Consider the following 13,983-nt stretch of genomic DNA (forward strand, 5'->3'; position numbering starts at 1 on the left):
TTGAGTAAAGTAATGACAAAGTGCCCTAAACACCGTCATTCCCGGCTTACTCTGCCCTTGGAATCAAGCTCTGGCTGCCCTTTAAACCAAGCAAAACAGGACACTGACAGCGAGGAAACCCTGTACTGATGCTTTACTTGTGAATATTTGGATTTTCGTATCCCTTGTAAAGAACCTTTCCACTGGCGATGTTCTTCGTACAGTTCGAGAAAACTTATTATTTAGCTGCATAAAGAGACGGTGTTGTTTATAGAACTGTGTACAATCTTGGGAAAATGGATTATTATACATGTCGAAAAACATGTCAAATTTTCTGGAGGAACAATGCATGAGGAAAGAGCCTTTGACGAGTCACAGATGGAAATCAACGATCATGGTCCAAATGACTACAGGTTTCTCCATGATCCTGCTCGTGATTGTCTTCTTAATCAGCTTCTTCTCATACCGATATTCCTCGGACGTAGTTCTGAAAAAATCGACGAATTATTTACAGGAATCGGTGATTCAGATGAGTGAAAAGCTGGATGGTATGCTAAGTGAATACGACCGATTGTCGCTGCGGATCGCCTTCAATCCTGCGACACAAACTTATCTTAAAAGCTCGAATTCAGCTATGACAAGCCATAAGCCGGGGGTTTATGCACTAGAAAAGGTGATCACTCACGAGCAAGGTTATTTGCCGAATGATCTCTTTATCGACATGTTGGATAATCATGGGCAGTTTATTTTTTCCCTGTCCGATGAGGAAAATGATATCGCCCAGAAAGTATGGTTTCAAAATATTTTATCTAACAGAGGCAAGCTGCTCTGGACGACAGAAGGACTGGCCGATCTGGAAGGGGTCATGGATCGGAATGAAATCAGAAATGGTTTGCTGGGGGCCAGGCAAGTTCTGGATTATTATTCGACCAAAAAGATCGGCATTATGTTTCTTGTCATTCCTATGCAGGCCGTCGAGTCGATTATTGGGGATTCCATGATTCATTCGAAAGACAAAATCCAGGTGATTGATCAATTTGGTTATATCGCCTATTCCAGCGAATTAGCGGAAATTGGCACTCGAGCGGACAACAATTTTTTTGCAAGTATTTATTTACAAGGCAAGAACGGGAAGATCGCAAAAGAAACGATTGACGGGAAGCAGATGTATGTTTCCTCGTATACCTCAAATTACAGTAAATGGACTTCAGTACGATATATCGATATCGATGAAAATTTGGGCGATCTGATTAATATGCAGAGGAGCATATTGGCGATCGGGGTGGCCGGAGTGCTAGTCTCGCTAATCTTTATTTATTCTTATTCTTATACCCTGTCATTGCCTATCCGGCATTTGGCATCGAGGCTGGCGAACATCAAAAGAGGGAAGCTGATTCCCTATCGCGGAAATATGAAAAGTCGTGAAGTATCCGTGCTTTATGCTAGTTATAATGCGATGATTGAGGATCTGGACAAAACAATTAAGGATTTGTCATACCGGCAGATACGAGAGAGCGAAGCTAGACTATTGGCGCTGAAAGCACAATTTCAACCGCATTTTCTGTATAACACGCTGAATACGATTTATTTTTATGCGATTAAGGAGAAGCAGAACAACGTATCCCGGATGGTCTTGTCCTTAAGTGAGCTGTTGAGATACAGCATTCAGCCCGGCTCGGAATTTATCAGGTTAAAAGACGATTTGGAGCAGTTGAACCGGTTTATTGAGCTTCAATATTTCCGGTATGAGGACAAGCTGAACATTGAAATTGAAGTGGCCGAGGAACTGCTTGATTATCCGGTCATGAAGCTTATTCTTCAGCCGCTTGTAGAAAATGCCATTACTCATGGGCTTGAGAAAATGAAGGGAAAGCCATGGCTGATTCGTATTCAAATTGTGAAATCGGGCGACAGGCTTCACTTCACGATTGAGGATAACGGCAAAGGAATGAGTCCAGAGGAAATGAAGCTGGCTTTGGAATTCCAATTCGAACTGGATACCGAAAAAACGATGCATGCCGGCGTTGGCTTACCCAATCTGCAGCATAGAATCAAATTAATTTACGGCGATCCTTACGGATTGGTTTTAAGTGCAAGCACTTTGGGGGGACTAAAAGTACAACTAGAGATTCCGATTCGCACAGATGAAAGGGCTGAGGAAATTGAAACTAAACATACTTCTGGTGGATGATGAACCGTTTATTTTGCGTACCCTGCACCACATGATTGAAGAAGCTAAAGACAACTGGAAGGTGGTTGGCGCGGTTGAAGACGGAGAGGAAGCGATTGAGGCTTTGAATCGTGAGAGCATCGATTTGATCGTTTCCGATATTCGCATGCCGGCCGTCGATGGGATGGAGCTCATCAAATACTGCGACCTTTATCGTCCTGACGTCAAGGTGATCTTATTAACAGGTTACAAGGATTTCGAATACACGCAGCAAGCTATAAGATCGGGTGTTGCGGATTATATTCTAAAACCGGGTTCCTTGAATGCCATCTTTGAATCTATAGAGCGGGTTGAGAAAAAAGTAACGGAGGAGAGAAACCAGATTCGATTACAGCAGAAAAGGGAAAAGGGGATTCTGGAAAAAAGACTCGATGATCTTCTGTATGACATTCCCCATCCTCATTATGACAGCATGCTATTTCCGGCATTTCAGGAAATTCGGGTTTTCTCATGCGGCTTTGCTGGGGATAGCCCTCCTCCAGGCTGGAAAGAGACCGAAGCATTTCATGCCATAAAAAATTTGGGGGAGGAATGGTTCGCTGGAAAAGGTACCGCATACGGTTTGCTTCAGGAACGGCATATCGTATTTGTAGTGTTTCTGCCGAACAGTCCGGACTCGGATTCCGGCTCTGCACAGGGATTTAGGCAATGGCTGCTCTCTCTGCAGCGGGAAGTGATGGAACTGCTAAAAATCAGCTTGCTAATAGGCATTGGAGCTGTGTGTGAAGATCTATCCGCGTTGAGCAGCAGCTATAGAGAAAGCGTATTAGCCCTTGAATCACTGAAGAAGAGCGAAAATGCAGGCATCGTAAGTCATGATGAACTGAAGCACGAACTTGAAGCGATCGCCGATTCGTTGGAAAAGAGCTTTGTGATGAAAAAAAACCGCCGTGTAATTGGAATAGTCATCGAAAAAATGACAAGCGGGCTGAGCGAGCCGTTAACTCTTAAAATGCTGGCTGAAGAAGTCTATCTGCATCCGACCTATCTGGGACGCATTTTCAAAGAAACCACGGGTCAGAGCTTTTCCCAATATTTAACGGGCTTGAGAATAGAGAAGGCGAAAAGTCTTCTGTCCGATCCCTCGCTGAAGGTGTATGAAGTTTGCGAACAGGTCGGTTACAGTGATCCTGCCCACTTTACACATATTTTCAAAAAAATTGTGGGTGTAACCCCGCATGAATATAAGTCAAATGCCTGATTCCGCAATAAACAGTTGTAAATACACAATATATATCATTTTTGCCTCCTATATTTTGAAAACGCTTTATATGAAGATAGAGTTGTACCAAGTAAATCATATAAGGGGTTGAACATGTGAGAAGAACATCATTGGTTATACTCATCCTGCTGCTCGTAGCATCCGTACTGGCGGCATGCGGAGGAGGAGCAGAGCAGGGGGCAGGACAAGACGAACAAGGGCAGAATAGATCAAGCAATGGGAAACAAGAGAAAACAACCGTCACCTTCTGGGCGGTCTCGGCGGATGAGCCTGTATTTAGAGCATTAGCTGATCAATTTACCGAGCAAAATCCAAACATCGAGATTAAAATGACCGGACATGCCAGCGACCCGCATAAAGAAGCGCTTAAGGTGGCGGCCGCATCGGGCACTTTACCCGATATGTGGTTCAACTGGGGCGGGACATTAGGCTCCTATTTCCCGGAAAACGGCTTCTCCTATGACTTCAAACAGCATGCGGAGGACAACCAATGGGGAGATAAATATATCGGCTCTTCTCTTGAACTGGTAGAGCTTGGAGGCCAAGTGTCCGGCGTTCCTTGGAAGGTTTCTGCTTTAGGATTCTATTTCAGAAAGGACTTGTTTGAGAAGTATGATATTGAACCACCCGCAACCTTCGAAGAATTTGAACAAGTTTTGCAGAAGCTCAAGGAAAACGGAATTACACCAATTACGACAGGCGGCAAGGGCGGCTGGCATCCGATGCGTATTATGGAGGGCTTGATCGAGTATTACGCAGGAGCGGAAGGACACGATCAATTAATGGCTTTGGAACAATCCTGGGAGGGTAACCAAGCGGTAATTGATGCCTATGCCAAATGGAAGGAATGGAGCGATAAGGGATATTTCCCTAAAGGTTTCCTCACCTTAGATCCGCTGGAGGCCAAGTTTCCTTTATTTAAAGGAGATGCGGCTATGATTCTGGACAGCCCAGGCTTTAACAAATTGTTGATTGACGATGAGCAGGATCCAGAACTGTACGGCTTTTTCCCGATGCCGACCAATACGGATCGCATATCAAGCTATGTTGTTATGCTGCAAATAAATAAGAGCTCGGAAAAAGATGTGCAGGATGCAGCTATTGCCTTCGCGGAGTTTATTACTTCCCCTGAAGTGATTCAGGAAAACCTGGACATTGTAGGTTTCCCACAGGCGAGAATCGGCAGCCCGATTTCTGAAAAAATGCCGATTGGTTCAACGGTCGTCGAGACGATGAGCAGCAACGGAGCGTTTTTAATTACAGATCAGGCGCTGCCGCAAGAAGTTTTGCAGAAATTTTTCCAGGCCCAGGATGACGTTAGCCTGCAAAGAATGACGCCAGAGGAAGCAGCGGCCTTTGTGCAGGAAGGAATAAACAACTATAAGGACAGGATGAAATAATTTGTATGAATAACAGAATAGCCAAACCCGTTCTGTACCTGCTTCCGGCATTATTAGTACTATGTGTCGTTATAGCCGTTCCCTCCCTGTATTCCCTGTATCTTAGCTTTTTTAGCTGGAATGGGGTATCGCCTAACAAAATATTTGTTGGGGTTCAGAATTACATCGATTTATTCATGAGGGATCCCGTATTTACGATTGCACTTAAAAACACTATTTTTTGGGTGATTGCATCGCTCATTTTTATAACAGTCGCCGCTTTGTTTTTGGCTCTGTTATTAAATAGACCATTTTTCGGGAGGATTGTGTTCAGGGGGATCTTCTACTCCCCCTACATTATGTCGGGCATCGTCGTATCCTTGATGTGGTCATGGCTTTACCATCCTAGCATGGGCTTCTTTAATGCCGTGCTGGAGCAAATCGGCCTTGAACCGCTCGACTGGCTTGCCGATCCATCCATGGCACTCGGCTCCGTGTTTGTCGCTTCGCTGTGGCATTCCGTGGGAGCGCCAATGGTGCTGTTTCTGGCAGGACTGCAGGCTATTCCCAAGGATCTTTATGAGGCGGTAAAAGTGGAGGGCGCCAATTCGTTTCAAACCTTAATTCATGTAACTATTCCATTATTGCGCGAATCGTTCGTCGTAGTGATTGCTACCACATTAATTGGAGCGATGAAAGTATTTGACATCATCTATGCCATGACAGGCGGGGGGCCAGCTCAAAAAACGCAGGTCCTTGCCTCATGGATGTACTATCACACTTTTCAGTTTAACAATTTTGGCACGGGCAGTGCACTTTCTTGGATTTTGGTGATTCTCGTTATGATCGTAACGATTCCTTATGTATTGCAGCTGTCCAGGGATTCACACACGTAAGACTGCCTTCGCGAAGGGAGAGCGAGCGATGGTTCGAACTCAGTTATCGTTTACTCGAATATTATTTTATATGTTCTTGATTGTTTTTGCTTTCTTATGGCTGATCCCTATTTTCTTTATGCTATTTACAGCGTTGAAAAGTCCGGCAGATCTGTTCGGCAGCGAATCCTTGTTTTCATTTCCCAAGCGTATAGAGTGGTCTAACTTCACCGAAGCCTGGCTAGCGGGGAATATGAGCGTTTATATGAAAAACAGCCTGTTTATCACACTGATCAAAGTGCCTGCCGGTATATTTATCGCTGCCCTTGGCGCGTTTGCATTAACACGTTTAAATTACAAATGGAGCAATCCTACGTTTGTATTGATTTTGATCGGGATGATGATTCCGGTTCAGGTGACACTGGTTCCGCTAAGCATGCTGCTAAAACTTACGAATCTCATCGACAGCCATCTCGGAATCATCATCGTTTATCTCGGATTCGGCATCCCTTTCGCGGTGCTCGTATTAAGGGGGTTTTTCAGAACGATCCCCAAAGAGCTGGATGATGCGGCCAGAATGGACGGGTGCAGCGATTTTGGATTGTTTTGGAGAATTTTGCTTCCGATTGCGATGCCTGCTGTAGCTACTTTAGTCATCCTGGACTTTTTATCCACATGGAACGAATTTTTATTATCGCAAATTTTCCTTACCTCAAATGAGCTGCGGACGATCCCTTCCGGACTGATGATTTTTAAGGGGGAATTCGGTACCAACTATGGCTTAATGAACGCAGGGGTGCTGATTTCGGTCATTCCGATCCTAATAATCTACCTTATGTTTCAAAAGTACTTTGTTCAGGGATTGGCCGGTTCAGTCAAGGGATAAGCTTATTTTGGGGTAGAGGGGAGGAATTACAGTTTGAACATCACAGAAATGCAGGAAAAAGCGATTCAAATCCGGCGCGACACGCTGCAGATACTGAAACATACACCAGCGGGATACTCCGGCACTTCATTAAGTCATATCGATATCCTCGTTGTACTGTATTACGGAATGATGAAGCTGGATCCCTTGAATCCCACATGGGAAGAGCGGGATCGGTTTCTATACTGCCAGGATCATTCGGTAGAAGCGCTCTACAGCATTTTAGCGGATCGAGGTTTTTTTCCGGCGCATGAGCTGCAAAGCTTCCGCCGTTACGGTTCTCGGCTGATCGGGCATCCCAATCGGCAGGTACCGGGAATTGAAATGACCGGAGGCGTCGTGGGACATGGGTTGTCAGAGGCTGTTGGCATGGCTTTAACGGCTCATATGAATAAACAAAACTATCGTGTCTTCACGTTGATGGACGAAGCTGAAATAAGTAATGGAAAAACAGGAGAAGCGGCATTATCCGCTTCTCGTTACAATCTGGACAACCTGATAACTATTGTTGAGCTGCGCGGTGCCTCAGGGGAGCCGACACCGGACAAGCTTCGCCAAAGCCGCGAGTTTGCCGATAAATGGCGTAGCCTCGGGTGGGATGTAGTTATCGTCAATGGAAATGGGATCGATGAGCTATATAGGGCGCTTCAGGAAACACGTTCCCGGAAGGGGAAACCACAGCTGCTCGTCGCCCATACGGTTCAGCAAACCGAAAGTGATCTTCGGACGGATACAGGGGCCGGGGCCGGTTCGAGTCAGGTTGTAAGTGGTGATAAGGCGCTTCCTTGGAAGAATGGTGCGCTCGATGTTAGCGACGGTCCAATGACTGTCGGCCAAATGATCCTGGAATATCTTCTGGAGAAGGCGCGGGCTGATCAAGATATTGTGCTGGTGCTGGACGAATCGATTGCGATGGATGAGATCAGCCGGTATGCTGCCGAGCTGCCGGATCAAATCATCCAAATCGAATATGCAGAGGAGCAACTGGTCGGTATTGCCGCAGGGCTGGCAGTCAGTGGTAAAAAACCTTTCGTGTTGGCATCGGCTAACTTTTTAACGATGAGAGCGATAGAGCAAATAAAAATGAATGTATCCTATTCCTCAGCCAATGTGAAGCTGATTGGCCTGGATGGCGGCGTAAGCTGCGGGGCGAAAGGAATGGCATATCATTCCATTCAGGACATTGCATTGATCAGAGGTATTCCCCGGCTTGCTACCGTAATACCGTCCGATCATCGCGAAATTACAGCAATGCTGGATGCGCTGCTTCTTCATGAAGGGGGCGTATATGCCCGGGTCGGCCGGATTCCGATGAAAGAGGTATATACCGCCGAGGACAAAGTATGCTTTGAGCTAGGCAAGGCTGTTCAACTGCGCGATGGGCAGGATTTGACGCTTATCGCCGCAGGAGAAATGGTGCAGCTGGCCTTGGAAACAGCCGCCGCTTTAGCCAAAGACGGTATAGGATGCCAGGTTTTAAATATGCACACCATCAAGCCGCTGGATGAGGATGCCGTATTGCGGGCGGCCCGCGAAACGGGGCATTTGATTACTTTGGAGGAACATAGTGTGCTTGGCGGGCTTGGCTCCGCGGTTTCAGAATTTGTTATCCAGAAATGTCCGGTTCCGCTGCGGATTGTGGGGGTGCCGGATGAGCCTTCGATCGCAGGAAATGTTTCCGAAATATTCGATCACTACAGTCTAACTTACAGCAGTATCCGCTCGATCGCCCGGAAAATGCTTAAAAACTCCAGAAAGAAGTAACTGTCAAGGGGGAAAAGATATGCAGACCAATTCTGGCACCACTTACCGGGTGTTGGTGAGTACGGATTTGGGAGGAGATCCCGACGATATTCAATCCCTGGTCCATCTGTTGCATTATTCCGATATTTTAAAATTGGAGGGAATCGTTTCATCCACCGGTCCAGGAAGCGTAAACACAGTGGACGGGATAAACGAGTGGGTGCGAAGAACGGATTTGAATGCTTTGCGCCAAAAAGGTTATGAAGACTTATCAAGCGAAGAAGAAGTACTGGCCGTTGTAAAGCAGGGGGCGGTCCATCCAGGAGAGCCGGGTGAAGGAAAAGCAACGGAAGGCTCCGACTGGATTGTAAAAAAAGCACTGGATGCCGATCCGCTAGGATTGAACAGGCCTTTATGGATACTCGCCTGGGGTTCGCTTACGGATATTGCCCAAGCCTTATACGATGCGCCGGAAATTGCTGACCGGATTCGCATCTATTACATCAGCTCCACGAATACCGTTCATGATGAAGACAGCTATGAATTTCTGCTGGACGGCATGGAGGACAAATGGCCGGACCTATGGTGGATCGAGAACGGCGTGCTGCCGCGCTTGTCCCATGATACGTTCCGGGGCTACTATCTCGGCGGCGATCAAACGGGAGAGTGGGGCAATCTTGCTTACCTGGAAACGGTCATTCGTCCGCGAGGGACAACCCGCAACTCTGAATTTAAGGAAACTTTAGGCCAGGCCTTTCCGGGAGCGGATTGGCCGGAGGGAGTACTTAAGGAAGGTGACACCCCATCCTTTCTCTATTTGCTGTCCCCTATCGTGGGAGGGGTTGGCGATGTTGACGATCCTACCGCTGAAAGCTGGGGAGGACAATTTCGCAAAGCACATCCGGATCAGTATCCGAATTATTACATTGATCTGGACGCTTCCGCTGAAGAGTGCCAGGCGACCATTAACAAATGGAGAGTAAGCTATCTTGCGGACTGGAAGAAAAGATGGCTAAGATATGAAGAATAACACGGCCTATTATTAACAATAGGAAGCAGATGAAATGGGTGTACAACGGCGAAAGCAGCCTATCCTTAAGTAAGGATGGGCTGCTTCTTTCTTCATAGTTGTGGGCGGGGGTTAATTGATGCACCGATTTTTTTTACTAGGATATCGTAATAAATAAATCTCTGTCGTTGCAATCATAAGTTTTGTCATTAAATATCATTAAATATTGACCGATGGAAAAATAAGGGTTATATTGGAAGTGCCCATATAGTAGGGTTGTTACTAAATTATGGATGATGCATAATGTGGTTTTGGATATTGTTTCAGGGGGTGATTGCTGCTTGAATTCTACAACGACGATATGCGAAGAACTGGAGAACTACATGAAGAGGGAGGGGATGACCCTTCATTTTTTTGCAGAAAAATCCGGAGTGAACGCAGGTACGTTAAGCGGCATACTAAATGGCAATCGGTCAATCGCAATTGGGCAGTTGGACCGCATTACTCATGCGATGGGCCTCCCTGAAGGAAGTCTATATGAAATGTTTGTAGATGAGTGCTTTATCTCGGCTGCTCCTCACTGGCGACGATTGCGTCCGTTTTTGCTTCGTTGTGCCGAGCTGAAGAAGCTTGAGTGCATACGAGCGATTTTATCCTGTTTGCTTGAAGATTTGAAGCAGATTACAGGCATTTTTGAAACGGCTGAATTAATGTTCGAACAGGGATGGTATGAAGCGGCTACTATAATGTATGAAAGTGTAATAGAAAGTGAAAGATCCAACCAATCTGAGAGATTGGCTATGAGCTATTATAGGCTTTTTAAAATTCATCAAGAAGAAGGATATAAAAATTTTAAAGCTGCTCTACAATTCATTCCTTATAGGCATCGGCTGCCAGAGGTGTATTCCCTTGATGGATTAGTCATGTTAACTGACCTTTACTCTGTTAAAGATATGTGGGATGAAGTCGAAATTTATGCCGACGAACTGTGTAGATTAGCAGAGGCATTATATACTAATTTGTGTTGGAAAGACCCTGATTTTAAGCCAAAGCGCCCTCTGGTTTATTATTTTGGTAAAGGATACTTATACAAAGCTGCATCCTATGAAAGTAGAAGAATGTTTACCGAGTCAAGAAAATGGATAGCCAAATACGAAGACTTAAGTTGGTTTGATGGCCTAGACGAAGCGGGATTTGCAGAAGTAGAGCTATATAAAATGTTCGCAAAGGCTAATTTACTCTCTACTGATATTAAAGAAGGTAATCGAGCAAAAATTCCAGAGTATATATCCTTTTTAGAGGAAAATCCTAGTGAAATATTAGAAGGACTGATTACTTTAATCGAATCAGCTAATCGGTATAAATTTTTTGTAAATGAGCATTTGGAAAGATTTACGGATGATATTAATCAGTTTAAGAAAATGGATAAAAATGGGTGGGGATTCCAGAAGGATAATAAAGTTCAGTATAATGATCCCTATCACACGTTTCGCTGTGCCTTGTTTTTTCAGAAATATTCAATTTACTGCTTTAGGAAAGGCAGTTTAACAGAGGGACTCAGGAATACTTTGAGATGCATCAAGTTTTCAATTAGGGTCAGTAGTAAAAATAATATAGTGAATAGCATGGCTCTGTTCGAGTTCTATCGAAAATATACAACGAAAAAACAAAGATATGCGTACACAAAATTGTGTAAAGAGGTGTGGACTTATGAAGAAGAGTTCGATATTGACGACTATGCTAATTCTCTCCATTAGCGTTTTAAGTGGAAATGTTATTACAATCCTCGCCCATGGAGTGGGCCATTAATTTATGTTGATATATCTTTCTTCTATTCTCTCACCCGACCAGCCCCTAAAGCTGGTCTTTATTTTGCTTATTATTACCTAAATATACAAAATATGAGCTTTGCAATATCTGTGTTAAGGGAGTATTAAGCAACACATCCTAAAATAACCATAAGGTGGTGTTTTAGGTGGATAAAACAAAATCTAAATATATTAAACACAAAATAGAAGAAGAACGGCGGCTGCTGGATTTGTTGGCTGAACAATATGGTTTGCAGGATATACGAGTGCTGAAGCAGTCTATGGAGTTGGACAGGCTGATTAATAACTATAATGAAGTAAGGTATGATTACATGCGCAGGAAAGAGCCGACTGCTTAGAACAATCGGCTCTGGCTAGGTTTAACCGATATCATTCCTTTGAACCTTTAACGGAAAGAAGTGGCTACGCTTTGGAGCAAGGTTCGTACGTCATATTGATATTGGTTGATTGGGGCAATCGGCTTGTCTACGCCCAGCAGCTGATAGACGGCGGTTCTGGCGGATCTGACAGAATACTCCTCCGTAAATACAACGTCATCGGGAATTTCGCAAAATTGACCGATAAAAGCCAGGTTCGTTGAGCCTTCCGGAACGACCTGGGGGCGATCACCGAGCGTTCGGGGCATGAATTGCGCCGTAATATACGGCATCATGCAGGGAATACAGTTTGCGGTGCGGATAATGTCATCCAACTCATTTTCAAATTTCAAATGATGCAGCAGCTCCGTTAAAATTTTCTCCCCGGTACAATCGCACATTCTCTTTTTCACATAGTCTCCAACTTGATCCGGGTACAGGCCGTAACCCCAGAACACTTTTACATCCTCAGGCTGATTGCGGAAGTGCGGCTGGTGCGCCAGTACGATGGACATGAACCAGCTGGAATCTTTAAAGGTCACTAAAGCGCCGCTTCCGGCCTTATTCCGCGAGAACTTCTCCATCAGATCAAAGAAACGGGAGTCCTCGCAAGTGACGGTGAACGATTCCCATTTGGACTCGTCAATGTGATCATCAAAGGAAGAGGGATTGCCGAGCAGCCCCGGCTTCTTTGCCGCGATCCGATCCCACAGCTGCCAGGAGCAGCCTTTGCCGTTTAGCTGTGGAGGGGCGGTCATCGAGCCAAGGCTGGAGCTTTCCGTCATCGAGCCGTTCGTTACAATGACCAAATCCTCCTCCGCCAAATCCAGCGCTTTTTCCACTCCATCCTTCACGTAATGCATGCTAGTCACCGTTATTCCATCGCCCGCTTTAAAATCCAAATCCGTTACCGTGCACTTCATTTCAAAATCAACGCCATGCTCCTGCAAATACCGGTGCAGCGGAACAATGAGCGAATCGTACTGGTTATAAGGTGTGCGCGTGACGCCCTCAAGCGTATGAATTCTTGGAAACTCATGCATGAAGCGGATCATGTACCTTTTGAGTTCGACTGTGCTGTGCCAGGGCTGAAAGGCGAAGGTTGTCGCCCACATATACCAGAAATTCGTCTTGAAAAAATGAGCTCCAAACCATTCGTTGATCCGCAATCGGCCTAATTGGGCTTCCGGCGTGATGATCAGCTTGGCCATGGCGATGCGATCGTCCATGTCAAATCCCATGGAGGCCACATCCTCCACTTCACCATCCTTGTTCACCAGTCTTGCTCGGGAATGCGTAGGATGCGCTGTATCAAAGGCCATAATCTCATCTCGCACCGATTGGTCCGGGTTATCGAGCGAGGGAATGGAGCTCAGCAAGTCCCACAAATTTTCATACGTCTCATCGTTCAGCATCCTGCCGCCGCGAATCACATAGCCCTGCTCCCGATCTCCCGCCCCGTCGTTGCTTCCTCCAAGTACTTTCAGCTCTTCGATAATATGAATCTGCTGTCCTGGAAATCCGCAATCCCTGATGAGGAATGCCGCCCCAGCCAGTGAGGCGATTCCTCCTCCGACAAAATACACTTGATTACTGTAAGTGCCCATCATCATCATCCTCGCTTTCGTGAATTTTCAAGGAATCTCAGTACAGGTAGAGACAACTTAAATATACGGATTTTCCTTTTTATAGAAAATACACAAAATGCGCGCAGTGTATAGTTTTTGGACACATTCGCCCGTTTGTATAGCACTAAGCTTTTTTCTCATATCGCTGTAAGGCTCGTTCAAAATTGCCCTCCATTAATTCACTCAGCTTCTCCACGATCAACGCTGGTTTTTCCTTCATCCCGTCTAGCATCCATTGGATGACAAGCCCGGAAAAGGCAAGGGTATAGAAGTTAGCGAGAAACTTCTTATCATCCTCATGTACGTTCATGCCACAGCATACTTCGTTAACGACCTCGATCATGAGCCCATAAGTGACGGTATATAAGTAGGAGTCCAAGTGGCTCCGCGCGAGGGAATGGAGGGTGTTCAGACAGAAGGATTGATTGTTCTCGATATAGGTGAAAATGGTACGAATCCCCTGCGTCCATGTATGGTAGCTGCGAAATGCGGCAAGGCTGTCCACCGCTTCTGTCTGATAAATCCAGCCTAACAAATCATAAATATCTTGAAAATGATAGTAAAACGTCTGCCGGTTCACTCCGCAGTAATTCACGATTTGCTTCACGGTGATTTTACTTAATGGAAGCTCCTGCATCGCTTGCTTCAAAGAGCTGGCCAAAGCCTTTTTGGTAATAGAAGAAGTGGACAAAGGGATCACCTGCTTCATTATTTGGTTAACCACATATATCCAATTATACCCTAGCTAAGACAAGCTTTTCTCTTTAAAAAAGAGTGCAGTGTCATCCTATCGCTAGTGGAGCAGCAG

Annotated in this window: 11 protein-coding genes; 9 read left to right on the top strand and 2 right to left on the bottom strand. The window is 45.4% G+C overall.

Annotated features, from left to right (window positions below; translation table 11 throughout):
• Positions 1–328: 328 nt before the first annotated feature.
• The 9 genes from G358_RS0107825 (at position 329) to G358_RS29645 (ending at position 11,529) form a co-directional block, all read left to right on the top strand.
• On the top strand, positions 329–2,170 hold the full coding sequence (locus G358_RS0107825; protein WP_019636652.1) for a sensor histidine kinase: 1,842 nt from the start codon (positions 329–331) through the stop codon (positions 2,168–2,170).
• Positions 2,142–3,410 (top strand): response regulator transcription factor, encoded by a 1,269-nt coding sequence (locus tag G358_RS0107830; protein WP_169447419.1) that lies wholly within the window; start codon positions 2,142–2,144, stop codon positions 3,408–3,410. The genes G358_RS0107825 and G358_RS0107830 overlap by 29 nt, the downstream gene beginning before the upstream one ends.
• A gap of 116 nt (positions 3,411–3,526) precedes the next feature.
• Complete coding sequence (locus G358_RS0107835) at positions 3,527–4,831, top strand: ABC transporter substrate-binding protein (protein WP_026342133.1); 1,305 nt, start codon at positions 3,527–3,529, stop codon at positions 4,829–4,831.
• A 5-nt stretch (positions 4,832–4,836) separates the two neighbouring features.
• A complete protein-coding gene (locus tag G358_RS0107840) occupies positions 4,837–5,706 on the top strand; it encodes a carbohydrate ABC transporter permease (protein WP_019636655.1) in 870 nt (289 codons plus the stop codon).
• A gap of 28 nt (positions 5,707–5,734) precedes the next feature.
• Positions 5,735–6,571, top strand: coding sequence for a carbohydrate ABC transporter permease (locus tag G358_RS0107845; RefSeq protein ID WP_019636656.1), 837 nt, complete (start codon positions 5,735–5,737; stop codon positions 6,569–6,571).
• Between the two features lie 33 nt (positions 6,572–6,604).
• Positions 6,605–8,374: a transketolase C-terminal domain-containing protein gene (locus G358_RS34400; protein WP_019636657.1), complete on the top strand. Its 1,770-nt coding sequence runs from the start codon at positions 6,605–6,607 to the stop codon at positions 8,372–8,374.
• 19 nt (positions 8,375–8,393) lie between these two features.
• The gene (locus tag G358_RS0107855; protein WP_019636658.1) at positions 8,394–9,383 is read left to right on the top strand and encodes a DUF1593 domain-containing protein; all 990 of its coding nucleotides are present in this window, start codon (positions 8,394–8,396) and stop codon (positions 9,381–9,383) included.
• A gap of 320 nt (positions 9,384–9,703) precedes the next feature.
• Positions 9,704–11,119 (top strand): helix-turn-helix domain-containing protein, encoded by a 1,416-nt coding sequence (locus G358_RS29640; RefSeq protein WP_019636659.1) that lies wholly within the window; start codon positions 9,704–9,706, stop codon positions 11,117–11,119.
• A 218-nt stretch (positions 11,120–11,337) separates the two neighbouring features.
• Entirely contained in the window at positions 11,338–11,529 is a 192-nt protein-coding gene (locus tag G358_RS29645; RefSeq protein ID WP_019636660.1) for an aspartyl-phosphate phosphatase Spo0E family protein, read from the top strand.
• 47 nt (positions 11,530–11,576) lie between these two features.
• Here the strand turns inward: G358_RS29645 and G358_RS0107870 are convergent, their stop codons facing one another.
• Together G358_RS0107870 and G358_RS0107875 are read right to left on the bottom strand one after the other, a co-directional pair.
• Positions 11,577–13,154 (bottom strand): oleate hydratase, encoded by a 1,578-nt coding sequence (locus G358_RS0107870; RefSeq protein ID WP_019636661.1) that lies wholly within the window; start codon positions 13,152–13,154, stop codon positions 11,577–11,579.
• Between the two features lie 145 nt (positions 13,155–13,299).
• Positions 13,300–13,884, bottom strand: coding sequence for a TetR/AcrR family transcriptional regulator (locus G358_RS0107875; protein ID WP_019636662.1), 585 nt, complete (start codon positions 13,882–13,884; stop codon positions 13,300–13,302).
• Positions 13,885–13,983: the final 99 nt, after the last annotated feature.

This window comes from Paenibacillus fonticola DSM 21315, assembly GCF_000381905.1.
In the GTDB taxonomy this organism is placed as follows: domain Bacteria; phylum Bacillota; class Bacilli; order Paenibacillales; family Paenibacillaceae; genus Fontibacillus; species Fontibacillus fonticola.